Source organism: Bacteroidota bacterium, assembly GCA_016721765.1.
GTDB lineage: Bacteria > Bacteroidota > Bacteroidia > UBA4408 > UBA4408 > UBA4408.
Genome location: JADKHO010000004.1, coordinates 279,462 through 303,251 on the forward strand (window position 1 = coordinate 279,462; position 23,790 = coordinate 303,251).

The window sequence follows — 23,790 nt, forward strand, 5'->3', positions numbered from 1 at the left end:
TTTTGTTTTGAGCTGCTAAATTAGAGTTTTAGATTAAGAATGGATAATTTCATCAAAATTTACAAGACAAAACAATTCTCAATTTTGCTTAATTTAGAGCCATTACCTTAATTCAAATTATACGCATCCTGTCAATAATTCACTTTTAGAAAAGCTAAAAAAATGAACGAGCCTCTGCCCTTTAGTTGCGATTTGCATTGTGATTTACTCAGCTATTTGCAAGAAGCACCTCATCCGGATCCAACCAAAAAGGAAGGGATTGGGAGTAATTTTCCGGCTTTGGCAGAAGGAAATGTAAAACTTCAGGTGATGGCCATTTACACTGCAACTCAAACGGGTAGCACTCAATTGGCATTGGGGCAAGCAAAGATGTTTCAAAATTTATTCGAAAAATATCCTGCTTTACTAAACAGGGCAACAGCAGCGGAAGCAATACGTCAACTACCCAAAACGCACAAATTAACTTGTGTGGCAGCCATCGAAAATGCCTCAGGCTTTTGTGAAGAATCAGAGCACTTGGATGCTGGATTTAAGAAGTTGGAAAAATTAATAGAAATTACGCAAAGGATACTTTATATTGGACTTACCCATCACGGTGAAAACCGGTTTGGCGGTGGAAATACTACACATATTGGGTTAAAAGACGATGGCAGAAAGTTGCTCGACTATTTACACGATAAAAAAATAGCGCTTGATTTTTCGCATACTTGCGATAAGCTGGCGGATGACATGTTGAATCATATTTCTAAATATAATTTGGATATCCCCCTCTTAGCAAGCCATTCCAATTTCAGAAAAGTTTTTCCACATGCACGAAATTTAACGGATGATTTGGCTAGAGAAATAATTAAACGAAAAGGTTTAATTGGAATGAATTTTTTGAGGGCATTTTTAAATGACAAGGATCCGCAAGCACTATACGATCACATTCAACATGGGCTAGAATTAGGCGGTGAGCACACAATTTGCTTTGGCGCCGATTATTTTTACACGGATAGTCATCCAGATCAAAGTAGAAAACCCTTTTTTAATCCTGAACAAGCCGACGCAGCCTGTTATCCGTCAATTTTAGAAAAGTTAACTCAGCGGTATTCGCCCGAACAAGTGCATAAAATAAGCAACAAAAATGTGCTTGACTTTATTCAAAGAATTTGGTCATAGGCCCTTTTAAAAGGAAGAAAAGAATGCCTGTCTTGAAAATTGTCCGGTTCAATTTTTCTTAACAAAAATAGATACCGAATAATTGTTCAATTTTAGTTTTGAATCTTCTTTGATGCCGTTCAATTGCTTTACAAACACTCGTGCTGAAAATTCGGTGCATGTTTTATCCAAGGTCATTTTCGCAGCAGGTACAGAAGTTGAATTACTATTTTCAGTAGTATTTAAATCCTTCAGCAAACTTTTTAATTTAAATTCAAGTACAGCTGCATTTAATTTAATTCGAAGATTTTCACTTGATGCAATAAAAGTATAGGTATCGCTCTGAAGAACGTGTTGGCGTGAAACTTCTTCACCATTGTATTCCAAATTGGGAATAAATAATTCATATCCATTAACATCCATAATAGTGTCGCTTTCGCCGAAGTAGTTAAAATGCTCATACTGTATGTCCTCGTATTTTGAAACATAAGAAAGCCCCAATACATCCATAATTTTTTTGGTTTGCTCATAATGATTTTTTGAAGCTTGCAAGGAATCAGCTTTCATTAAAGAATCGAGCGAAATAGTTGTATAGTCTTGCATAGATTGATAGCCGTGCGTTTCAACCATATAGCTTACAACGGATGAAATTTCCTTGGCATCCTCATGCCCGATTTTTTGCTCAGAACGAATGGCTTTGTCGCCCCTTAGTCGATGATTTTTTTGCAACAATTCTTTCAAATGTCTCTGCTGACTTTTTTCAGAAACCGAAAAGGCGCCCCAAGGTCCAAACGAACTAAGCACTGCAATGATGCAGAGAGTTAAGGGAACTAATTTGATGCTTTTACTTTTTGAAAAAAGAAAATAACTGGCAATAAAAAGCAGCCAAAGCGCAAGCAGCAAAACAAAATAGCGGGGTTCAGTAATGCCATAATCGCTAATTCTACGCTTAATTGCAAAGAATAGCAAAAGAATTAAGGGAAAAATTGCAACGTAAAAAAAGCGTGAATACACCGGAATCCATTTGTTTTTTTCGTCTTCCCTTACCGGATGAATAAGTAAAAGCGATAAAATTCCTGCAATAGAAAAGCACAAAACCAAATAAGAAACCCAACCATCCGGCCATTGCTTTTGCACCAAAATTTTAGCCATATAGGAATAAAGAATAATCAGGTAAACCGTAATAAGCGGCAATAAAATATATTGGGTAAATATTTTTAAGCCTTTGGGATAATCACGTTTTGATTCAAGGTTAGCAACCTCTTCCGGGAAACCGCTCAGAAAAAACCAAGTATTAAAAATGGAGGCAATACAAACCCATAAATATCCATAAGCTTTACCATCAATTTTAACTTTAAATAATTGGTCAATTGCCACTATAGCCAAGGACAATCCAACAAACAACACACCTGAATACAGCACAGATAAACAAATGCGTAAGAAAATACTTTTGTTGTATTGCCAAAATCCGTTAATCTCATTTTTTCTTAGAAAAGGCAGCACCGAAATAAGCAAGTGCAGCGCAATTGAGTATAAGGCAAAACGCAAGGTACTTTGTGCTGCAAAATAATTGGGAAGATAAAAATAGAAAAGCGCCAAAATAGCAAGCGTCAATAAAGACAATCCCACTCTTGTGCTTTTATTCCAATTCATTCGTTCAGCAAAAACCGGCAAAGCTATAAACGCCAACATGCCCAAATAACAAGTGAGTAGCAAATTAAAAAGATAATGATACTTGCCCTCAGGATTAATATTACCCTGAATGAAATAAATAATTATAGAGGCAGCACAAACACTAAAAAGAAGCGCAAAAGGAAAGCGTAAAAAAGTATGTAGGGTTTTTCCAAACAAGGTTTGCAAAGAAGGAATTTTCATATCAACGAGATTAGGGTGAACAAATATGCTGATTTTTATAGCTACAAAAGAAGACAGAAATTGGAAACGGATTAAATCGAAAATTAGTATGCGGAACAAGCGAAAGATATTTTCTAATTTGCGCCACTTTTAAATCGGTAACTATGAAATTAATAAGCTTGTTTTTTATACCTACTTTTTGTTTTGCTCAAATAAATGTGAGCGAATTCCCCGTTTATAGCGGAAAGGATTTAGGTGTTGTATACGCACCCGAAAAAACAACATGTAAAGTTTGGGCCCCAAAAGCAAGTGCAGTAAAAATGCGTCTTTATCCGGCCGGTTACGATGGGGAAGTATTAGCTGAGTATTCTTTAAATAAAGGAATGCAGGGAACCTGGGAAATCGAAATTAAAGGCGATATAAAAAATAATTATTACACCTTTCAGGTGATGCAAGATGGTAAATGGTTGGAGGAAAGTCCGGATATATATGCCAAAGCGGTTGGTGTTAATGGGAAAAGAGGTATGGTGGTAAATCTTATCGAAACAAATCCCGAAGGATGGATAAAGGATGTAAAACCTGAATTAAAGAACGCTACTGATATCGTAATTTATGAATCGCACGTCCGTGATTTTTCGATGCATGCCAATTCGGGAATGAAGCAAAAAGGGAAATACCTTGCTTTTACTGAAACTGGCTCCCGCAATGAACAAGGACAACTCACCGGGATAGATCACTTAAAAGAGTTAGGAATTACACATATTCACCTGTTACCCACCTATGATTTTAATTCGGTGGATGAAAGTAAACTTGAATTAAACACCTTTAATTGGGGCTATGATCCGGTGAATTACAATGTTCCCGAAGGAAGTTATTCCAGCAATCCTGCGGATGGAAATGTGCGTATACTCGAATTTAAAAAAATGGTACAAGCACTGCATGCCAATGGAATAAGGGTTATTTTAGATATGGTGTATAACCATACTGCCAATCGAGAAAGTCCTTTTAATCAATTTGCACCTAATTATTTTTATCGCCAAAAGGCGGATGGAAATTATTCGGATGCAAGCGGATGTGGTAACGAAACCGCTTCTGAAAGACCTATGATGCGTAAGTTTATGATAGCGTCTGCTGCTTATTGGGCCACTGAATATCATGTGGATGGTTTTAGGTTTGATTTAATGGGCGTACACGACATCGAAACCATGAATGCCATTAGTGATTCTTTGCATAAAATTAACCCTAGTATTTTTATCTATGGTGAAGGCTGGACAGCGGGGGCAAGCCCATTGGCGGAAGAGCAACGAGCGGTTAAAAAAAATACATTTAAATTGAGTAAAATAGCTGCGTTCAGCGATGATTTAAGAGATGCTTTGCATGGGCCTTATAATAAGGTAACCGAAAAAGGGTTTGTGAGTGGCGCAACAACTTATGCTGAAAGTGTGAAGTTTGGAATTGCAGCAAGTACGCAACATCCACAAGTTAATTACAGTGCAGTTAATTACTCAAAAGCACCTTGGGCTGCAGAACCGTATCAGTGTATAAATTATGTTTCCTGTCATGACGACAACACCTTATTCGACCGACTTAAGATTGGGAATCCTGCTGCATCAGAGGAAGCATTAATAAAAATGGATAAGCTGAGTCAGGCCATAGTGCTTACTTCACAAGGTGTTCCGTTTATTCACTCCGGTGCTGAGTTTTTGAGGAGCAAGCAAGGAATTGCGAATTCATACAATTTACCCGATTCGATTAATGCTTTGGATTGGACCTTAAAATCCAGACATGAAGATGTGTTTAACTATTATCGGGGAATGATTGCACTACGAAAAGCGCATCCTGCTTTCCGGATGACTTCTACAAAAATGATTCAGAAAAATTTAAAGCTTATTGAAAGCAATGATCCTTCCCTAGTGATGTACCAAATAATGAATCATGCCAATGGCGATTCATGGAAAAATATTTTGGTGATCTTAAATGGTAATTCCAATGACAAGGAAGTTCAATTGCCGGAAGGCACGTGGATACTGGCATCGGATGGAAACAGTGTGAAAGAAAAAGGCTTAAGCAGAGCGAGTTCAAAACAAACAATCTCGGGCACAAGTGCTTTTATATATTATCGACTTGATTAATTCCAGAAGGAATTACACTTTAATTTTTTTCCACTTACCCTTCTTAAAATAATACCAGGAAAGTGTTGCAATAAGGATTTCGGCAGCCGGGATGGCGATTACGGCCCCTGTTGATTTTAAATCAAATCCCTTTGCCAGCAAATATGCCAACGGAATTTGAACCAACCAAAAGCAAACTAAATTAATAAGGGTGGGCGTTTTTGTATCTCCAGCCCCATTTAGTGCTTGCGTCATCACCATTCCAATACCATAAAAAATATAGCCGGAACCAATAATTTGTAATGCCCTAACTCCGTAACCCGCAACAACTTCATCATTTGTAAAGAAGTGAATTATGGGGTAAGAGAAAAACGTAAACAAAAGCATTACAAAAGCCATAAAAATTACATTGTATTTTGCTGTAAGCATAACGCTTTGTTCGGCTCTTTGCAAAAGATTTGCACCCAAGTTTTGTCCCACCAAAGTGGCTGCTGCATTGCTTAATCCCCAAGCAGGTAAAATAAAAAACACCACGTTGCGAATGGCAATTTGATACCCCGCCGAAGCTTGCGTTCCGCCGGTTTCAGCAACTAAACGGGCAATTATTATCCAGCTTCCACTGGCAATGATAAACTGAAAAGTAGCCGGCCAACCAATTTTGATTATGGACTGAATTAGTTTTGTGTCAAAATTGAAATGAATTCGTTTAAGCACCAATGCACCGCTGCCTTTAAACAAATGAAAACATTGATAAATAACGCCCGATGTTCTTCCTATTACCGTTGCAATTGCAGCACCTTTTAATCCAAAAAAATGGATTAATATGGGACAAAGAATTATATTAATAAGACTTGCAATCCACAAACTTTTCATGGCCATGGCTGCATTGCCGGCTCCTCTGAAAATGCCGTTTATTAAAAACAACAAAATAATGGATAAACAGCCGCCGAACATAATGCGCGTAAAAATTGCACCCTCGCGAATTACGGCATCACTGGCCCCCATAAGGCCTAGAATTTCTTCAGCATAGAGGATTCCGCTCAAGCTGGTAAAAATGGTAACCAGCATGGCCACAATTAAACTTTGAGCCCCGGCATGAGCTGCCGCTTCAGGATTTTTTTCGCCAATGCGCCTTGCCACAATTGCTGTGGCGGCAGTGCTTAAACCTATTGCTATGGAATAAACTAAAGTGATAACTGCCTCGGTTAAACCAACCGTTGCAATGGCATTTTCGCCCAATTTGCCAACAAAAAACATATCTACCAAGGCAAATACACTTTCCAAACTTAATTCTAAAATCATGGGAATGGCAAGCAAAAACACAGCTTTACGCATGCTTCCTTGGGTGTAATCTTGCTCTTCACCGTTTAACGACAACTTAATCGCTTTCCAAAAAGTGGCGATTGATAAAGTGGAATTTTGTGAACTCATAAAAAATAAGAAGTAAAGGGTGTATTAAAAGCTAAACATCCACGCTGCAAAAGCTCCTAAAATTATGGTGGCGAACTTGAGCAGATTAAATCGATGGTTTTCACTGGATTCGAATAGGATAGTTGTAGAAATATGCAGAAAGATACCAATCACTACCGCAATAATTTTATCAAAATAAATAGAAATATCGCCCAAGAGGCTATCGCTTATTAAATAACTGGTGAATGCGCCCATGGGTGCCATAGCAGCAAATAGGATGAGCATAAACACTACATTGTTTCTTTTTACATGTGAGTCAATCATCATTGTTGCCAGCGCTAAGGCAACCGGAATATTGTGTAGGATAATCCCAACCAACAAAGAATTGTAGCTTCCACTATCCATTTTAGCCAAAGGCATTCCTTCTAAAAATGAATGCACACAAAGGCTTAGCATAATTGCGATTGGAAAATTATGCTCGTTGGATTTGTGCAGATGCACATGCCCGTGCTCAATTCCTTCGCTAAAAAACTCTAATAAAATTTGAAGAAAAAATCCAATCAAAATAAACACACCGATGGAACTTTTAGCAGAAATATAAATCTCAGGAATGAGGTGCAACACGCAAATTGCAAAGAGATAAGCTCCGCTAAACGCCAAAAGCAGTTTCAAAAAGGTTTTGTTTTGACGGTCGAACAGAAATGCCGCCATACCGCTTAAAACTGCACTTAAAAATAAAAAAGCAAAAATTAAAAGTGTCATTAATTTGAACTATTATTGAACATACTCCAATATTTAATCTATTCCCCCTAAATTAATTATGAGCTAAAAAAAATCACTCCGCTTCAACCTGAATCTTATAACTAGCCCTTATTCGTTAACTCAAACACCGTAATCTCAGGCAAAATACCCACTCTACCGGGATATCCAATAAATCCCAGTCCGCGATTTACATATAAATATTGATTTCCTTGTTGATACAAGCCTGCCCATTGTTTGTAAAAATACTGCACCGGACTCCATTTAAATCCTGGTATTTCTACCCCAAACTGCATCCCATGAGTATGCCCTGCAAAAGCTGCATCAATATCGGGATACTCCTTTAATACCTGGGCTTCCCAATGAGACGGATCGTGTGAAAGCAATAATTTTACAGGATAATTTTCAGTGCCGGCATGTGCCTTTTTCAAATCACCATACTTCGTAAAACCGCGTGCTCCCCAGTTTTCGATACCAATAAGCGCAATTTTATCTTCGCCTTTTTGAAGCGGTACATGCTCGTTTAGAAGCAATCGCCAACCGAACTTTTTGTGCTTCTCTTTAAGCGTGTTTAAATTATTTGCTTTTTCTTCGGCACTGTCCCATTGAACATAATCGCCATAATCGTGATTTCCTAAGGTTGAATAAACGCCCATTGGGGCTTTAATGCTACTAAATACTTCAAGAAATTTATCGGTTTCTTCTGCCACATCATTCACTAAATCGCCTGTAAAGAATATCACATCCGGATTTTGTGCATTAATTATTTTCACTGCATTTTCGAAGTGCTGCGTTGTGGTAAAACTTCCGCAATGAATGTCTGAAATTTGAGCAATTTTTAAGCCGTTAAAAGCATCCGGTAAATTGGCTAAATTGAGCTTTATGTTTTTTATGCGAATGTCGTAGCCACTTTTTATCATTCCATAAATTAAACTGATATAGGGAAGTCCGGCCATAACAACTGCAACTTGACTCATAAACTTTAGGCGGCTAATGGAATGCGGATGTGCCGGATCAGGTGCGGTGGAAGGCAAAATATAGGTACCCAACCATCGAAATAAGCGAATAACATCGTCTGTTAACAGAAAAATACTGCCCACAAACTTGCAAATGAGCGCTCCAACAACAAAGGCAACAACATAAATGCGAATGTATTGGTTCCATTCCCGAAAGGGATAAATAAAATTTATTAGTAATAAGGATACCGAAAAAATGGTAAATCCCCAGTAAATGTAGGTTACAGTAGCCTTTCGAGAAGGTGTAGAATTACGAAGTAAAGTAGAAATTGATTGAAAAAAATACAAATCAATTGCTAGCATTAGCACAATAATTAGCCAAAAACGGTTATGCATAAATAAAAATTTTTGCAAAAGTATAACTATTATAGTGCTTAGATGATAAAAAAAATTAATTTTGCACCTCAATTTTTAAAAAACAATGGCACAAGAAAAAGACGATGTATTAGTTGACGTTCAGGAAGTTTACAGTAAAACAGAACGTTATATTGAAGATAACAAAAAAAGCCTTGCGGTGATTGGCGGTGGTATTTTATTGATCATTGCAGGTTATTTTGCATGGGATAAATTGTATATAGGTCCAAAAGAAATTGAAGCACAAAAGGAAATGTTCATGGCTGAAAAGTATTTTGAACAAGATTCTATCAAAAAGGCTATCAATGGAGATGGTAACTTTAAAGGCTTTAAATATATTATTGATGAATATGGTTTTACGAAAGCCGAAAATTTAGCGCATTATTATTTAGGGATTTGCTACCTTAAACAAGGCGAATACCAAAATGCAATTGACCAATTAAACGAATTCGAAAGCGATGACATGGTTGTTGGGCCAATTGCGGTTGGAGCCATTGGCGATGCCAACATGGAATTAGGAAAAGCAGAAGAAGCGATTTCGTTTTATTTGAAGGCGGCTAAATTGAAAGAAAATAAATTTACTACTCCCATTTATTTGATGAAAGCTGGTTTGGCTTATGAAGACCAAAAAAATTACATCAATGCAGTTAAAATTTATGAGCAAATTAAATCCGACTATGCTGAATCAACTGAAGGCAGGGAAGTTGATAAATACTTGGCTAGAGCAAAAGCATTGGCTGGCGCTTAATTTTTTGATTAGCTGATTAGCTGATTAGCAAATTAGCCGATTGGATGGATAAAGTTTTCATTAAAATCGTTATCAAGTAAAATTGGTAGCGATTTTTTGTTTTGATGGGATAGACTGGCTTTTGTTTTCAGTAATTAGTAGGAAACTAAATCTCAACACCCATTTTTTTGTATACTTGAATCCAAAATTAAATAATTACAAATCTTAAATCCAAAATCAAATAATCACAAATCCTTAATCCTTAATCCTAAATCAAAAAATGGCTTCATCCTTAAAAAACCTTTCCGAACACGATCCCAACAAAATTCCATCTGCAAAAAAAATGCGCTTTGGTATTGTAGTTTCGGAATGGAATACTGAAATAACGGAAGCATTATTAGACGGCTGCTACCAAAGTTTGATTGAACATGGAGCGGACAGTAAAAACATTGTGAAAAAATATGTTCCGGGCAGTTTCGAATTAACCTTAGGAGCGCAGTTTTTAGCTGCTGAAAAGAACATTGATGTAGTGATTTGCCTTGGCTGTGTAATTCAAGGAGAAACGCGTCATTTTGATTTTATTTGCGATGCTGTAGCAAACGGTATTACGCATGTGAGTTTAAAATACAATAAGCCGGTGATTTTTGGTGTGCTTACGCCCAATACTCAAAAGCAAGCCTGGGAAAGAAGCGGTGGAAAGCATGGCAATAAAGGTGTGGAAGCAGCGGTGACGGCTATTAAGATGGTGGCTTTGCAAGCCACATCAAAATAATTCCGGCAAGAACCAACTTGCAATTTAATCGATTGTCAAAATATCATATCGTTCACTTTTTCCTTTGATCATTTTTAAGTATAGTCCGTTTTCCTTGTCTTTCATAGCGCTGGGTGATTGTGCAATGTAAAACCAATCAATATCCGGAGCTTCAATTTTATACCTTTTCATTTCACCAGATGAGGAAATCTCGAGTGCAGCAATTACAGATCCTCTGTGATTATAGATCATATCGTACTTTTCATGGTCATACGCGGGAATTGCATTTCCGGCTTCCTGCATATTTTTGGGATGCTCCAGGTAGAAGAGGTAAATCTTATTATCGTGGACTATTTTATTAAATCCATTCAGTGTATTTCTTGTGTTTTTAGGACATGATTTTATCCAATCCGCTTTGGTGTCGGGCTGAAATTTATAGATGATTAAATCACGTTCCTTAGTGTAAATAATGCCACCTTCCGCATATTGATAAATGGGCGTTGCGATCATGTAATAATCCTCGCCAATTTCGATGATATCCCTGATCTTAAAATTTTTGGCATTGGCACATTTCCAATTTGTTCCTTCTGCATAAGCAAGTTTTTCTTCTACAAGCTTTGGGAAATAGGTGAATTCCTTTGCTACAAGGCTGGATTGGGCATTTATGGTAACAAAAAATGCACCTGTTCTTGGTTCCTCCTCACTTTTCTTTATCCTGTAATCTTTGAAAATTCCTGCAAAGGTTATGTTTCCATTTAAGGCATCATGGGTTTGGATTTCATCGATATACCATTTGGGACTAGTTGCAAGGTTAATGAAAGTTGGAGTATTTGTATCGTTAAAAATTGCAAGAGCGAAGGACCAGCTAGCATCGTTCTCAGTGTTCAGGTAGCGGACCAAGTAGGTAATTCTGCCAGTGTTGTCAATGTTGAAATTAGAGTTAAAGGCTTCACTTGACTTGTATCTCAAAGGAATTTTTATGGGATTACCTGATTTTTCCATATTGATCGGGTTGTATAACTGGATTGACCCAATATAGGGTTTATCGTTAATAACAACAGGTGTTACAATTATCATTTTTGAATGGTCGGGACTAAGGCTCATAGAAAAATTCCAGGTCCTCGATCCCATTTTGTCGGTTTTATATTGAGAAACCTCCGTCCATTCTTTCAGCACACTGCCGTCAGTGCCTATTGTTTTCATCATCAGTTCAGCTTCCTGTTCCTGCCTGTTATAAATCTTAGCGAACAAATAAATTTTATTACCGGCAAAAAGAGGCGTAAATGGGTATTCATACAACTCAATAATTGGGATGTGAAAATCAATGAATTTAGTATCCAGGATCCATAAAGTTTTGAGTGTACTTTTTTCCTGTTTGATAATAAAATAATTTAGGTGATTCATTTCTCGAGTCCCGTAACTGTATATATACTTTTCATCTTCGTTAAATTTGAAGGATGCTTTGTGCTCGGGTTCAAGCGCCTGTTCGGTTCCTTTTGTAATATGAAATTTCTGCGCATATGCAAAGTGAACAAGCAACAGCAGGATTGTCGTGTAACGGATTTTTTTCATGTTGAGTTATAAAAATCGTGTAAATCTAATTTTTTGCATCAATTTTCAATACGGTATTTCGACTAATGAGAGGCTGGATGAAACCGGATTAGTATTCTGCCAGGGTCACCCTTCTGCGCTTACGTTCAGCTCTTCGTTAAAATCGCTACTTTTGCCAAACCCTTATCCGGCTTGATATATGCAACAGGTAGTAACGTATCGGAACATTTGGAAGATATCTTATCCTATTATTTTAGGAGGCATTGCTCAAACAGTGGTGAATGTCACCGACACCGCTTTCTTGGGGCGAGTGAGTGAAGTGGCATTAGGCGCTTCGGCTATAGCCGGACTTTTTTACGTTACCGTATTTATGCTCGGATTAGGCTTCAGCATAGGCACTCAAATTATTGTTGCGCGCTATGATGGAGAAAAAAACTTTAAAGAAATTGGGAAAGTGCTCGATCATTCCATCTATTTTATGTTACCCCTTGCCGTTTTTTTATTTGTTTCTTTAAAAATGCTCAGCCCCTGGCTCCTCTCCTATTTTGTAAAATCGCCCGAAGTTTTGGCTTCCAGTATAATTTATATTGATAATCGTTGCTGGGGCATTTTGTTTGCCTTTGTTGGATTGTGTATTCGTTCCTTTTACATCGGAATTTCTAACACACGAATAGTAATTTATTCTACCTTGATTTCTGCGATATCAAATTTTATCTTGAACTACATATTAGTATTTGGTAAATTTGGATTTGCACCAATGGGTATTGCCGGGTCTGCGTTGGCAAGCAGCATATCGGAAGTTATATCACTTTTGTTTGTGATTGGCTATACTTATGTTACCATGAATTTGGAAAAATATAATTTATTTGGTTTTGCAAAATTTGACGGTGCACGCATCAAAAGCATTTTTACTGTGGCTGCACCATCTATGTTTCAAACTTTTTTCGCAGTTTGGAGTTGGTTTGTTTTCTTTTTGATTGTTGAAAAAATGGGCGAACGGCCACTCGCTATTTCCAACTTAATTCGAAACATGTATATGATTTTGATGATTCCTTTGGTTGGATTTAGTTCTGCAACCAATACCTTGGTAAGTAATTTAATTGGACAAGGTCGGCAATCGGAGGTTTTTCTCATGATTAAAAAAATTGCATTCTTATCCTTTGCATTTACCTTAGCACTTACTTTATTAAACTTGCTCAATCCGCGTATTGCACTTTCGGTTTTTACAAACGATAGCAATTTAATTGAAGCCACACTCGGCTCACTTTATGTTATTTGTGGTTCCTTGCTTCTATTTTCGGTAACCGCTGTATTGTTGAGTTCCGTTTCAGGATCAGGAAATACAATGGCTTCTCTTATAATCGAAACGCTTACTATTGCTTTTTATTTATTGGCAACCTGGTTTGCTGTACAACTCATGCATTGGCCCATCGAATTGGTTTGGTGTGTGGAATATGTTTATTTTGCCTTTATGGGGATGCTTTCCGTGTGGTATTTAAAAAAGAAATTGCAACAAAAATTATATGCGTAAAGATGAGTTAAGAATTGTGTTCATGGGTACACCCGACTTTGCGGTTCCATCCTTAGAGATACTTATAAAAAATAAATATAATGTAGTGGGTGTGGTAACTGCTCCTGATAAACCCGCCGGCAGAGGCTTGCAGATACAAACCTCGGCAGTAAAGAAATTTGCTGTAGAAAATAATCTACATATTCTGCAACCGGAGAAATTGAAATCCGAAACATTTATTCAGGAACTAAAATCACTGAATGCCAATTTACAAATCGTGGTTGCTTTTAGAATGCTGCCCGAAATGGTATGGCAAATGCCGGAATTGGGAACTTTTAATTTACATGGTTCTCTCTTACCTCAATACAGAGGAGCCGCACCTATCAATTGGGCAGTCATGAATGGTGAAAAAGAAACCGGGGTTACCACCTTTTTTCTGCAACACGAAATCGACACCGGGAAAATAATACATAGTGCCAAATGCCCAATAAATGCAGAAGATACAGCCGGAAGTATACACGATAAGTTGATGTTTATTGGAGCTGATTTAGTTTTAAAAACAGTTGAAGATATTGTATCAGGTGAATACAAAGTTATAGCACAAGATCAACTCTTAGTTGCAGAAAATGGATTAAAAATTGCACCAAAAATCCACAAAGCAGATTGTAAAATAAATTGGGATAACAGTTGCGAAAACATTGTAAATAAAGTGCGGGGACTAAATCCTTTTCCTACCGCTTTCGCAGAATTCAAGCATGATTCAGAGACACTACTATTTAAAATTTTTGAAACAAAAAAAGAACAAACAGCACATGAAATTCCATTTGGACAGCTGGTGAGCGACAACAAAAGCTTCTTAAAAGTAGCTGTCAGAGATGGTTTTGTGCAAATAAGCAGTCTGCAGTTGGCCGGAAAGAAACGGATGTCGGTGAGCGATTTCTTGCGTGGATATCAGTTTTCAGGAACTTGGATTGCAGTTTAACAAAACACAAATCAATTTCCTGAAACACCTTTAAATTCAGTACCTACAGAAGATTGAAAACCAGTATTCGCCCTGCACAATGCACGCAGTATAGCTTGTAAAAAACACACTTTCTGTAAGTCAATGGGCATAGTACTTACACCCACAGTTATTAACAAAAAATGCGATTTATCAACAAAATTGCATTTTTTCGTGCTACATCCTAGGAGTGTATTGTAATTCCTCTAAATTTGCTCCTGTTCTAAACAATTAATTATTAATTTTTAACCATTTAAAAAACAAATTAAAATGAACAAACAAGAACTAATTGAAGCGATTGCTTCAGAATCAAAATTGACAAAAGCAGATTCTAAAAAAGCTTTAGACGCATTTATTAACCAAACATCTAAAGCTTTGAAAAAAGGCGACAGAGTTGCGTTAGTAGGATTCGGATCTTTCTCAGTTGCTAAAAGAGAAGCTCGTAAAGGAAGAAATCCACAAACCGGAAAAGAAATTAAAATTGCAGCTAAAAAAGTTTGCAAATTTAAAGCTGGTTCTGAATTAGCTGATTTAGTGAACAAAGGAAAATAATTCCTGTTTCACCAAACAAAAAAAATGTCTGCCTAATGGCGGACATTTTTTTTGCACTAAACTCTCTGAATCTTGAGCGTTCGAGGTATTTAAAACAAAATTATCTATTTGAAGTTTTTGCGCTTCTTTTTAAACCTAAATTGGAAACGCAGCAAGTCGGATGTTGGAGCTATACAAGAATTTTGAGAATCGAAAATGTTCCTATTGCAATGTATACAAATGCAAACATTCGCGCCACTTGTATTATGTTTAATTTCAGAAAATTCAAAACTTGGTTTCCCAGAATCATATAAGTTAACATTACCAAAAGTGTTCCTAGCGCATTAAAAAAAAGAAAAGGAATAAATTGGGTATAGTTGCTAAGGGGATTAATTGCTATCCCAATCACCATCCAAAAAGGAATTTGTTGGGGATGAAAAACAATACTGATCAATCCCCTTTTTAACGTGTTTTTTGAGAATTTTTGCTCCTCCTTTTTATTGTCAAAAAGCACCCATACACCCATTACTATCAAGAGAATAAAGGATACAACCTGAAAAACAGAAAAGGTGGATTGATGCTTTTTAAGAGCTTCAATAAAAAGAAGCGTACCGCCACAATATAAACTTTCAAACACCAAAATAAGTAACAGCACCCAAAGTAAAGCAACGTATCTTCTGCTTCGGTACAAATCCATAACCATTAGGTTTATGTTTCCGGGAAATAAATACCCGTAAAAGCCAATAAATAAAGCTGTGAGCATCATGTTGTAAAATAGTTGAGTTTATAATTTCGCTCTTCCATTCTCGTGCTTTTAAAACCTTCGAAACTCATATATTCCACGCCTCTTTCACGGTTTTCTCTTGCGGCATCAAACATCATTTTATAATGCTGTGCAATAACTTTTTGTGCTTTGAAAAAAGAAAATGAAGGATCGTAAATATGTGCCGGTTCAGCGCCAGCTCCATTCAATTCTAGAATTGAAATGTTTGTCCCATTTCTCAAATCGGCAAATGACGGGCATCTTAAATCAAAACGCCCAAAATAAAAACCATTAATTGATTTACTTATTTTGTCAAAGCTCTCTGTTAAAGTCGCATCAATAAAATGATTGTAATTCACAAACATTGCACCAAGCACATGATTGCCATAAGGTACCAAAACCAATTCTTCGTTGCTTTCTAATATGCAGTTGAAATCAATCTCCGGATTTTGTTGTAGCCTTTTATATTGTAAGTAAGCCCTGTCATTTTTTAAAATCAATTCACGAACACTGGCTTTACCGTCGCCCACTACAGATAGCAATTTTTTTAATGTGAGTGAGCTAATAATTCCCTTGCTACTGGATGGATTTCGGTAATAAAAAAGGCTGAATTCCAGCGGGGCATCAACATAAGATTGAATTATGAATTCTTTTTGGGTTTGATTCCGATACGCTCGAAGTTCAGACTTTGAGTTTAATTTTCGAACTCCCCAGCCTCTCTCTCCTCTATTTGGTTTAGCAATTAAAGGAAAGTTCATTGCTGCTGATTGAAGGTTTCTTTCAATTTTTTCTACCGTATCATTTTCACACACAAGGAGCGTGGATGGCAAGTATTGCAGGGGAATTAATTGGAATATTTTCCACTTACTTTCAAAAAACATTCCGCCCGTTTCAATGGATGGATTAGAAGCGGAGAAAAAGAAAAATGACTTGGCTCTTCCAGCTAAATAAAAATAATAAAAGCTAACAGGTAAATAAACAAGCCACATGGGCCAGTATTCCCAACTAAAAAGTTTAATTAAAAATCTTCTCATAATAATTTCGTGTTTGACGGATAATCAGGTGGAAGCGGACAATCTGTGGATTTTGCTAACAGTTTAATTACTTTTTGATGGTGTGTATATTTTTGTAAATCAAAATAATCAAAAGTTGCAAATTCACTTTGAGGTAACTCAATAAAGGAATAGCTCAATGTTTTCACCTTTTCATTCCGATTCATAATAAATCCATTTTCCATTTCTGGAAAAGATTTAAAAAATTTCAACAAAGTCAATTTATCAATGGGCGGTTCCATTGCAATCCAGTTTTGAAAGAGGCTGCTTCGTTTGTCACGAAATTCAGTTGAATATAATGTGGAAGAGGACCAAATTTGAGGTATCGTTTTATCAATATGCGTACGTTGTTTCTGAGTTCCATCCCATTGCAATTCAAATAAAGACTCATCACTCCAAACAACTAAAGTAAAGGGTTCAACTCCTTCAAGATTCATCAAACTCCAGTCAACAATGGGCAAATCAGATGCAAGTAAATCGTTTACAATCAGGCCTCTGCTTTTAAGGTAATTATCCTTTTGAAGATGCTTTTCTTTCGCACCGTTCAATAAGATGATTACATTTCTGAATTCATTTATTCCTACCCAGGTTCCGCCTTTTGAAGCATCTTTGGGCGACAATTGATTGATATTATTTGTGCGGTAAATTTCAGGAGCAAGCGCTGCAGGTCTCATCGGACTTTCGTCCCTTAAGGATGCAAAATGGCGGTTTGATGTTCCTGGTATATATACTACTGTGCACATTGTATTAATTGTAACGGATGAATTTCACTTGAATAAGCTATTTTAAAATACATTATTTAGGATGCATTACTTAAAGTTGCTTTATATTTTAAAGTAGAATAAGCCATTCCAAAATCTTCATTCACTATGCTTAACTGCATTTCAACTAAGGCAACTTTTATAAGTGCAAGATGATGAATAGTGTGCTCAGTATTGTATACAATTTCTCTAAAATATGTAGTACTTACACCTGTCAGTGCATGCTCTTTTGTTTCATCTGTTAGTAAGGTTAGTATTCGGTCAGGGGCTTTCATCGCAGTTATGAGGTTTAGAATTAATGCCTGAGCACTTACTTTCTTGTTTTGTAATTCCAGGTTTCGCTTTCTGTTTACGTAATCCACAATACCTGTTTCGTTGCCCGCTATGGCACATTCCAGCAATTCGAGAATATGACGTGTATGGCCACCAATGCTTGCGTTTCCTAAGTGAAGCACTGAATATTGGTATTGCTCATCCGTTAAAGAAGCAAGTAATTCACTTAAGTAATTTAATTGTTGCTCTAGCTGAATAAAAAGTCTGTTCATGAAAATGGTTCTAGATTTGGATATTCTTAACTTTATTTAATTCCGTTTTAACACTTTTTGAAATAATTCAATTCCTTGTTTTCGATGCAAAATACAAACACTACTGCAACATAAAAATACCGTGATGGCAAGAACGAATAATTGCCCACCATCTCCTTTCGATTCAATGCCTATGACAGTTAAATGCGAGAGCATTGCACCTACCATTAATCCAACACCCATTATCGCTCCGATAAAAACAGTTGGGGGAACCAGCAATAAAATACTGCAAGCTAGCTCGAGCACACCTGTTCCGATGCGTCCCCATGGCTCGACACCTAATTTAGTAAATAGTTGCACCGATTCAGGATGGGCTGAGAATTTAAAATACAAGGTTTGCAATAATATCAGTGCTGACACAATGCGTAGTATCCAAGAAAGTAGTTGTAATAGTTTCATTTTTTGAAAAATTAATTGTGAAAAATTTTAATCCAGTTTTTATCTGCTTGCGATTTTAAATTGGCTTCGTCCTCATTCCATTTTGGAAGTGTATTGTTAAAAAAGGAATGATAGAACAAATAAAGCTTACCTCCTTGAATTTTAAATGTTTCCGGATCAATTTCCACTTTCTCACTGGTAGCACCCATGGCATAAGCGCACCAGCCTCCAAATTGAGGTTCAAATTTTTTAGGGTCCTTCAAAAATAACTCCTTATTAGCTTGTGATGAAAAATAATAGGTAACTCCCTCCATAGTAGTTGAGAATTGCTTAGAACCGGGAACGGCTTTATACTTTGTAAAATAGGCAACCGGATCATATCCTTGAATCGCCAGTGTGTTAAGTAAGTTAAAATGCTTTGTTCGTAAAGCATTTTGCGCATGCATTCCGGTAGTTAAAAAAAGACCGATAAAAAGAAGCTTTAATAATTTCATTGGATTTAGTTTGAGTTTTTAATGATGCAAAACTAGCTAGTGATCAAAAAGCAATAAATAGATATATTTCCCGATGAATTGCACATCTGTCACTTGTTTTATTAATTCTTTTGATGAGCCTATCTATACGGATTAAAACTGAATCCAATCATAAGCATCAGTGCTTTATTTCGCCAACGATTGTTGTTAAGTCGCAAGCTGTTGTCGGTGGTGTATTCGGTGAATAAAAAAGTTGGACCAAGCTTCACAGCAGTATGGGATGAAACCCAATAGCGAACAAACAATTCAGAATTTAGACCACCCAAATCATTGTCGCTTACTAAAAGTAAATTCAACTGAGTGGGTTTAGCCTGCTGCAAACTAGAATTTATGCTGTCTCTAAAAGAGGTATATAAACCATCAACCGCTTTGCCCAAACCAATTCCAAACGCATCGATATTAAAACCCGCTTCCCATTTTTTTGAAAAGTTGTATTGTAGATTAATACTGATGTTTAGCAGATTATTATTTGCACTGCTTACAAAAAAAGTATCCACATTTTCAGTATATATTTTGGTAAATAAAACCTGTAGGCCGGTTTGCTTTGAGGTCAGAATTGCCGGCGCGGTAACATAATTAATATCCTTGCCCTTTTGGGAAGTAAAGCGCAAACCATATCCGGCTCCAACCTTTTTGTTTTTTGTAAGAGAATGGATATGTACCCAGGATAATGCGGCGCCATACTGCGAATTTCCTGCAAAAACAGCCAACTCATAGTTATTATTCTTTCGGTACACTTTGGTTTCAGGTTCTTGCGCACAAACAAAATTTGCAAGCAACAATCCAACAAAATAGAATAAGGCTTTTGAGAGATACATAGTAGTAAAAAATTATACTGCAAAGCAGCTCACTTTTCTACCTTTTATAAATAGCAATACTTCCCAATGTGTTGCACATTATTCCCTAACTTAATTCTTTAGAAGCTTTTTTGACTTCAGAAGGATTTTGTGAGGTACATTTTTTAAAGAATTTGCTAAAATGTGAGCCATCTTCAAAGCCGAGTTCATCACTTATTTCCTTTACAGATTTTTCGGTGTAATAAAATAATCTTTTGGCTTCGGTAATAATTCTTTGTTGGATAATTTGAGAAGGGCTCTTTTTGCTGTAAAGCGAAAAATAGTTGGAGATTGTTTTAGGAGATTTATGGAGCAAAGAAGCATAAAAAGAAACTTGATGTTCTTTACGGAAATGAATTTCCACAAGTAAGTTGAACTGCCGAATAAGGTTAAATTTCTCTTCCACAACCTCTTCCGTACCCAAATATTGCTTCTTTGCTAAACGGGTAATTTGAATGATGAGCCTTACCAAAAGCATCCTTAACATCTCCCCTTTAATTTCTTCATCTGAATTATATTCCTCTTCAAACAACTCCAGCAATTTTTTCATTTTTGCTTGTTGTTCCTCGTCCAATGCAACAAACATGGTAGGAGAAGGACCAAAAAATATAAATCCTACACAACCCACTTCAGCATCGTGATTCACAATACAATAAAACTCTCTATTAAACTGCCAAGCGATAATGCTTTCAGCTTGTTCAAAGCTAAAAGATTGATTGTGCATAATTGGCAAAATTGAATTGGATTTAAACAAGTACTGAACCTCATCAATAGTAACAACTTGATTGGGGCCTGTATTCCAAGCAATAGTGTGGGTATTAAAGCCATTTTTTTGCTCGTAGAAGTTTTGATTTAAGTCTGGATTTCCCTTTATCAAAATTAACTTACCTAACCCATCCTTATGCGTAAAATTGAATTTCATAATCTTTGCTTTTCACAAATATAAAGATTGCAAACGTTAAGCCTTACAAATACGATCTCAAAACTGAGATCAATAAAAGGTGTGGTTCTTCCATTATTTAGGAGACACCTTCTTTATACATTATTTACTATTAAAGCGGTAGGTAATGCCGAAAAGTTAAATCGTGAAGTAGGAAAGAGCGAGGCACCATTTTAGTCGCATCGGCTGCAAGGTGCAATTTCACTAAGTTAAATTAGCGTATTTCTAAAAGGGCTATATTTTCTTTATCTCCCATCTTTCTGATTCGGAGAATAAAATGCTCCACTTATCCAAAAAAAACAAAACCCCGCTATTAGCGGGGTTACTTGTTAGAGCGGAGAAAGAGGGATTCGAACCCCCGGAGGTATGACCCTCAACAGTTTTCAAGACTGCCGCAATCGACCACTCTGCCATTTCTCCGAGCGCGAAATTATAAAAAAAACTCACGCGCCCTAAAAAAAAATCAAATTCCCCAATTCTTGGTATTGATAGCCGCTTTATGTAATTTAGCATCAAATTTTTAGCATGAAAAAATATTTTTTTAAGAGCTTACTTTTTTCCCTTTTTTCGACCTGTGTGATGGCCCAAAACAGCATTGAAGCTTACCTTTCTTATGCTGATTTTACCACTTCCGATAATAAACCTTATCTCGAAACCCATTTAACGGTTATCGGAAACAGCATCAATTATCAAAAAAATGAAACCGGAAAATATCAAGCAACCATACTTGTCTCCATAGCTTTTGTGCAAAATGAAAGCATTAAGAATTTTAAAAAATACAATTTATTGAGCAGTGAGTTTGATAGCAGTAATGGCAACAAACCGAATTTCATTGATCAGCAGCGCTTCTCATTAGAGAATGGGGAATATGAAATGGAACTTGAAATTTCCGATAAGAATTCAACTCAAGCTCCCTTTAAACACAAAGAAAAAATAAACATTCGATACGATCAGGAAACTGTTCGGTTTTCAGAAATTGAATTAATTGAATCTGCCACTCCCACCCAAACTCAAAACATATTGAGTAAAAGTGGTTATGATTTAGTTCCCTATGTTTCTAAATATTACCCTGCCAATTACAATGTGCTTAATTTCTACGCAGAGCTATATAATATGAATGTGGCCATGAAAGAAAAAGAGAAATTTTTGCTTAGCTATTTTATACAAGATTTTGATAGCCACGAAAAATTGAATAATTATTCCAACTTCACTAAAGAAGATGCCTCAGCAGTATCAAGCATCTTAAAGAGTTTTAACATCGAAAATTTACCCACCGGAAATTACAATTTATGCTTGGAGGCAAGAGATAGAGAAAATAATTTGTTAGCCGAGCGTAAGTTGTTTTTTCAACGCAATAACCCGCTCAAAGAAGAGTCGGCTATTCCCGATTTATCTCAAATTGATTTAGAACAAACTTTTTTAAAAAATTACACCAATAAGGATACATTGATTTTGATGTTACTTAACCTTCGCCCCATCTCATCGCTGTCCGAAAGAAACTATGCCACGAATCAAATTAAGGCCGGCGATACCGAAATTATGAAAAAGTTTTTTTACTCCTTTTGGCAAACACGAAATGCAGCTCATCCTTATGAAGAATGGTTGAGATATAAGGAGAAAGTGGATGAGGTAAACCAACTCTTCAGCACCAATAACCGTGATAAAAATGGATTTAATTCGGATAGAGGAAGAGTGTATTTAAAGTATGGTAAGCCTGATGTTCGTAGTGTTAACGAGCATGAACCCTCCTCCTATCCTTACGAAATTTGGCAGTATAATCGCCTTGCATCAGGGCAAACCAACCGTCGCTTTATATTTTATAGTCCCTATGTTGGAACAAATGATTACCGCCTCATCCATTCGGATGCACGAGGTGAAGTTTTTGATAGTCGCTGGAGGTATAAAATTGATGAACGCAGTTCACTTCCGGCTACGCAAAAGTATAACCTCGATAATGAGAATATTAACCGCAACGATTTTGGCCGACAGGTAGATGACTTGTATCGTAACCCGCGTTAATTCTAAGCGATAATACTTTCCTCCCCAATAATTTTATGATTAAAACAGCTGTTGTTATTTTAAATTGGAACGGCAGAAATTTTCTTGAAAAATTTTTGCCTTCGGTAACACGTTATTCAAAAGGGGACGCAAGTATTTTCATTATAGATAATGCCTCAAGCGACGACTCTATTTCATTTGTTAAAACGCATTACCCCGAAATTACAATCCTCAAAAATGCACACAATGGTGGTTTTTCCAAAGGCTATAATGAAGGATTAAAAAAAATTGATGCCCAGTATTTTGTGCTCTTAAATTCGGATGTGGAGGTGACTGAAAATTGGATAGCCCCTATTGTTCAACTGCTTGATGAACAACCTGAAATTGCAGCTTGTCAACCTAAAATTAAATCATTTCATCAAAAAAACCAGTTTGAATATGCAGGCGCTGCCGGTGGTTTTTTAGATAAGCATTATTATCCTTTTTGCAGGGGTCGTATTTTTGATTCGGTAGAAGAAGACAATGGCCAATACGACAACACTCGTGAGGTGTTTTGGGCTTCTGGCGCCTGTCTTTTTGTGCGTGCCGATTTATATTCAAAATTAGGCGGATTAGATGAAGATTTTTTTGCCCACATGGAAGAAATAGATTTGTGCTGGCGTTTAAAAAATACCGGTTATAAAATTATGGCAAGCCACCTTAGCACAGTTTATCATGTTGGTGGAGGAACACTATCAAAAATAAATCCACGCAAAACCTTTCTAAATTTTAGAAACAACTTGTTTATCATTACCAAAAACTGTGAACGCAAAAAGCTATTCCCAATGCTATTTAAGCGAATGGTATTGGATGGAATTGCAGCCGGTAAATTTTTATTCTCAGGAAGTCCATCGCACGCATTTGCTGTTTTAAGAGCCCATTTTAGCTTTTATGCACAGTTTAATGGCATGTACAAAAAACGTAAGTTAGTTACCCCAATACCTTACACAAGTACTTCAACGCAATACAAAAAAAGCATTATCTGGGACTACTACGTGCGCCAACACAAGCATTTCTCGGAAATTGATTCTCGAAATTTTCTCATTTAAGCTGTAGAATTTAATCGATATATTAATTTTTCTATATTTACTATTTTATAATTTTTTAAGCAATTGATAAACAGTCATACAGGAACGTGCAGTTAAAAGTGCCAATACGAAATTATATCACGCTATTAAAGTTAATTCGGGCC

General features: G+C 36.5%; 22 protein-coding genes and 1 tRNA gene. 9 read left to right on the forward strand and 14 right to left on the reverse strand.

Going from position 1 to position 23,790, the window contains the following annotated elements; all coding sequences use genetic code 11:
* The first annotated feature begins 162 nt into the window (after positions 1–162).
* The gene (locus IPP32_15265) at positions 163–1,161 is read left to right on the forward strand and encodes a membrane dipeptidase (protein ID MBL0049445.1); all 999 of its coding nucleotides are present in this window, start codon (positions 163–165) and stop codon (positions 1,159–1,161) included.
* A gap of 48 nt (positions 1,162–1,209) precedes the next feature.
* Here the strand turns inward: IPP32_15265 and IPP32_15270 are convergent, their stop codons facing one another.
* Positions 1,210–3,015 carry a DUF4153 domain-containing protein gene (locus tag IPP32_15270; protein MBL0049446.1) on the reverse strand — a complete coding sequence of 602 codons (1,806 nt, stop codon included), beginning with the start codon at positions 3,013–3,015 and terminating at the stop codon, positions 1,210–1,212.
* Positions 3,016–3,158: 143 nt separating this feature from the next.
* On the opposite strand from IPP32_15270, the gene pulA reads away from it, so the two are divergent.
* Entirely contained in the window at positions 3,159–5,126 is a 1,968-nt protein-coding gene (gene pulA, locus IPP32_15275; GenBank protein ID MBL0049447.1) for a type I pullulanase, read from the forward strand.
* A gap of 12 nt (positions 5,127–5,138) precedes the next feature.
* Here the strand turns inward: pulA and IPP32_15280 are convergent, their stop codons facing one another.
* The 3 genes from IPP32_15280 to IPP32_15290 all read right to left on the reverse strand — a co-directional run bounded on the left by IPP32_15280 (position 5,139) and on the right by IPP32_15290 (position 8,626).
* Complete coding sequence (locus IPP32_15280; GenBank protein ID MBL0049448.1) at positions 5,139–6,536, reverse strand: MATE family efflux transporter; 1,398 nt, start codon at positions 6,534–6,536, stop codon at positions 5,139–5,141.
* Positions 6,537–6,560: 24 nt separating this feature from the next.
* Positions 6,561–7,277, reverse strand: a complete 717-nt coding sequence (locus IPP32_15285) for a ZIP family metal transporter (protein MBL0049449.1) — start codon at positions 7,275–7,277, stop codon at positions 6,561–6,563.
* A gap of 101 nt (positions 7,278–7,378) precedes the next feature.
* Positions 7,379–8,626, reverse strand: coding sequence for a metallophosphoesterase (locus tag IPP32_15290; GenBank protein ID MBL0049450.1), 1,248 nt, complete (start codon positions 8,624–8,626; stop codon positions 7,379–7,381).
* Between the two features lie 85 nt (positions 8,627–8,711).
* Here IPP32_15290 and IPP32_15295 point away from each other — a divergent pair, with 85 nt between their 5' ends.
* Together IPP32_15295 and IPP32_15300 are read left to right on the forward strand one after the other, a co-directional pair.
* Positions 8,712–9,392, forward strand: a complete 681-nt coding sequence (locus IPP32_15295; GenBank protein ID MBL0049451.1) for a tetratricopeptide repeat protein — start codon at positions 8,712–8,714, stop codon at positions 9,390–9,392.
* Between the two features lie 259 nt (positions 9,393–9,651).
* Positions 9,652–10,143 carry a 6,7-dimethyl-8-ribityllumazine synthase gene (locus IPP32_15300; protein ID MBL0049452.1) on the forward strand — a complete coding sequence of 164 codons (492 nt, stop codon included), beginning with the start codon at positions 9,652–9,654 and terminating at the stop codon, positions 10,141–10,143.
* A 24-nt stretch (positions 10,144–10,167) separates the two neighbouring features.
* Here IPP32_15300 and IPP32_15305 read toward each other — a convergent pair whose 3' ends face one another.
* Entirely contained in the window at positions 10,168–11,694 is a 1,527-nt protein-coding gene (locus tag IPP32_15305; GenBank protein ID MBL0049453.1) for a hypothetical protein, read from the reverse strand.
* A 178-nt stretch (positions 11,695–11,872) separates the two neighbouring features.
* Here IPP32_15305 and IPP32_15310 point away from each other — a divergent pair, with 178 nt between their 5' ends.
* The 3 genes from IPP32_15310 to IPP32_15320 all read left to right on the forward strand — a co-directional run bounded on the left by IPP32_15310 (position 11,873) and on the right by IPP32_15320 (position 14,735).
* Positions 11,873–13,204, forward strand: a complete 1,332-nt coding sequence (locus tag IPP32_15310) for an MATE family efflux transporter (protein ID MBL0049454.1) — start codon at positions 11,873–11,875, stop codon at positions 13,202–13,204.
* A complete protein-coding gene (locus tag IPP32_15315) occupies positions 13,197–14,165 on the forward strand; it encodes a methionyl-tRNA formyltransferase (protein ID MBL0049455.1) in 969 nt (322 codons plus the stop codon). The genes IPP32_15310 and IPP32_15315 overlap by 8 nt, the downstream gene beginning before the upstream one ends.
* 288 nt (positions 14,166–14,453) lie before the next feature.
* The gene (locus tag IPP32_15320) at positions 14,454–14,735 is read left to right on the forward strand and encodes an HU family DNA-binding protein (GenBank protein ID MBL0049456.1); all 282 of its coding nucleotides are present in this window, start codon (positions 14,454–14,456) and stop codon (positions 14,733–14,735) included.
* A gap of 169 nt (positions 14,736–14,904) precedes the next feature.
* Here the strand turns inward: IPP32_15320 and IPP32_15325 are convergent, their stop codons facing one another.
* The 9 genes from IPP32_15325 to IPP32_15365 form a co-directional block, all read right to left on the reverse strand.
* Positions 14,905–15,480, reverse strand: a complete 576-nt coding sequence (locus tag IPP32_15325; GenBank protein ID MBL0049457.1) for a hypothetical protein — start codon at positions 15,478–15,480, stop codon at positions 14,905–14,907.
* Positions 15,477–16,511 (reverse strand): hypothetical protein, encoded by a 1,035-nt coding sequence (locus IPP32_15330; GenBank protein MBL0049458.1) that lies wholly within the window; start codon positions 16,509–16,511, stop codon positions 15,477–15,479. Before IPP32_15330 ends, IPP32_15325 begins: the two co-directional genes overlap by 4 nt.
* On the reverse strand, positions 16,508–17,272 hold the full coding sequence (locus tag IPP32_15335; GenBank protein MBL0049459.1) for an NRDE family protein: 765 nt from the start codon (positions 17,270–17,272) through the stop codon (positions 16,508–16,510). Before IPP32_15335 ends, IPP32_15330 begins: the two co-directional genes overlap by 4 nt.
* 56 nt (positions 17,273–17,328) lie before the next feature.
* On the reverse strand, positions 17,329–17,835 hold the full coding sequence (locus IPP32_15340) for a DinB family protein (GenBank protein ID MBL0049460.1): 507 nt from the start codon (positions 17,833–17,835) through the stop codon (positions 17,329–17,331).
* Between the two features lie 36 nt (positions 17,836–17,871).
* Positions 17,872–18,273, reverse strand: a complete 402-nt coding sequence (locus tag IPP32_15345) for a DoxX family protein (protein ID MBL0049461.1) — start codon at positions 18,271–18,273, stop codon at positions 17,872–17,874.
* A gap of 11 nt (positions 18,274–18,284) precedes the next feature.
* Positions 18,285–18,746 carry a YHS domain-containing protein gene (locus tag IPP32_15350; GenBank protein ID MBL0049462.1) on the reverse strand — a complete coding sequence of 154 codons (462 nt, stop codon included), beginning with the start codon at positions 18,744–18,746 and terminating at the stop codon, positions 18,285–18,287.
* A gap of 119 nt (positions 18,747–18,865) precedes the next feature.
* The gene (locus IPP32_15355) at positions 18,866–19,603 is read right to left on the reverse strand and encodes a hypothetical protein (protein MBL0049463.1); all 738 of its coding nucleotides are present in this window, start codon (positions 19,601–19,603) and stop codon (positions 18,866–18,868) included.
* An 85-nt stretch (positions 19,604–19,688) separates the two neighbouring features.
* Complete coding sequence (locus IPP32_15360) at positions 19,689–20,543, reverse strand: helix-turn-helix domain-containing protein (protein MBL0049464.1); 855 nt, start codon at positions 20,541–20,543, stop codon at positions 19,689–19,691.
* Between the two features lie 353 nt (positions 20,544–20,896).
* Positions 20,897–20,981, reverse strand: a tRNA-Ser gene (locus IPP32_15365).
* 105 nt (positions 20,982–21,086) lie between these two features.
* Here IPP32_15365 and IPP32_15370 point away from each other — a divergent pair.
* Positions 21,087–22,580 carry a GWxTD domain-containing protein gene (locus IPP32_15370; GenBank protein ID MBL0049465.1) on the forward strand — a complete coding sequence of 498 codons (1,494 nt, stop codon included), beginning with the start codon at positions 21,087–21,089 and terminating at the stop codon, positions 22,578–22,580.
* 38 nt (positions 22,581–22,618) lie between these two features.
* Positions 22,619–23,647, forward strand: coding sequence for a glycosyltransferase family 2 protein (locus tag IPP32_15375; protein ID MBL0049466.1), 1,029 nt, complete (start codon positions 22,619–22,621; stop codon positions 23,645–23,647).
* The last annotated feature ends 143 nt before the right edge of the window (positions 23,648–23,790 follow it).

Excerpts from the sequence above, each read along its gene's own strand:
- IPP32_15265 (MBL0049445.1), top strand. The coding sequence starts at position 163 with ATGAACGAGCCTCTGCCCTTTAGTTGCGATTTGCATTGTGATTTACTC.
- IPP32_15270 (MBL0049446.1), bottom strand. The coding sequence starts at position 3,015 with ATGAAAATTCCTTCTTTGCAAACCTTGTTTGGAAAAACCCTACATACT.
- pulA (MBL0049447.1), top strand. The coding sequence starts at position 3,159 with ATGAAATTAATAAGCTTGTTTTTTATACCTACTTTTTGTTTTGCTCAA.
- IPP32_15280 (MBL0049448.1), bottom strand. The coding sequence starts at position 6,536 with ATGAGTTCACAAAATTCCACTTTATCAATCGCCACTTTTTGGAAAGCG.
- IPP32_15285 (MBL0049449.1), bottom strand. The coding sequence starts at position 7,277 with ATGACACTTTTAATTTTTGCTTTTTTATTTTTAAGTGCAGTTTTAAGC.
- IPP32_15290 (MBL0049450.1), bottom strand. The coding sequence starts at position 8,626 with ATGCATAACCGTTTTTGGCTAATTATTGTGCTAATGCTAGCAATTGAT.
- IPP32_15295 (MBL0049451.1), top strand. The coding sequence starts at position 8,712 with ATGGCACAAGAAAAAGACGATGTATTAGTTGACGTTCAGGAAGTTTAC.
- IPP32_15300 (MBL0049452.1), top strand. The coding sequence starts at position 9,652 with ATGGCTTCATCCTTAAAAAACCTTTCCGAACACGATCCCAACAAAATT.
- IPP32_15305 (MBL0049453.1), bottom strand. The coding sequence starts at position 11,694 with ATGAAAAAAATCCGTTACACGACAATCCTGCTGTTGCTTGTTCACTTT.
- IPP32_15310 (MBL0049454.1), top strand. The coding sequence starts at position 11,873 with ATGCAACAGGTAGTAACGTATCGGAACATTTGGAAGATATCTTATCCT.
- IPP32_15315 (MBL0049455.1), top strand. The coding sequence starts at position 13,197 with ATGCGTAAAGATGAGTTAAGAATTGTGTTCATGGGTACACCCGACTTT.
- IPP32_15320 (MBL0049456.1), top strand. The coding sequence starts at position 14,454 with ATGAACAAACAAGAACTAATTGAAGCGATTGCTTCAGAATCAAAATTG.
- IPP32_15325 (MBL0049457.1), bottom strand. The coding sequence starts at position 15,480 with ATGATGCTCACAGCTTTATTTATTGGCTTTTACGGGTATTTATTTCCC.
- IPP32_15330 (MBL0049458.1), bottom strand. The coding sequence starts at position 16,511 with ATGAGAAGATTTTTAATTAAACTTTTTAGTTGGGAATACTGGCCCATG.
- IPP32_15335 (MBL0049459.1), bottom strand. The coding sequence starts at position 17,272 with ATGTGCACAGTAGTATATATACCAGGAACATCAAACCGCCATTTTGCA.
- IPP32_15340 (MBL0049460.1), bottom strand. The coding sequence starts at position 17,835 with ATGAACAGACTTTTTATTCAGCTAGAGCAACAATTAAATTACTTAAGT.
- IPP32_15345 (MBL0049461.1), bottom strand. The coding sequence starts at position 18,273 with ATGAAACTATTACAACTACTTTCTTGGATACTACGCATTGTGTCAGCA.
- IPP32_15350 (MBL0049462.1), bottom strand. The coding sequence starts at position 18,746 with ATGAAATTATTAAAGCTTCTTTTTATCGGTCTTTTTTTAACTACCGGA.
- IPP32_15355 (MBL0049463.1), bottom strand. The coding sequence starts at position 19,603 with ATGTATCTCTCAAAAGCCTTATTCTATTTTGTTGGATTGTTGCTTGCA.
- IPP32_15360 (MBL0049464.1), bottom strand. The coding sequence starts at position 20,543 with ATGAAATTCAATTTTACGCATAAGGATGGGTTAGGTAAGTTAATTTTG.
- IPP32_15370 (MBL0049465.1), top strand. The coding sequence starts at position 21,087 with ATGAAAAAATATTTTTTTAAGAGCTTACTTTTTTCCCTTTTTTCGACC.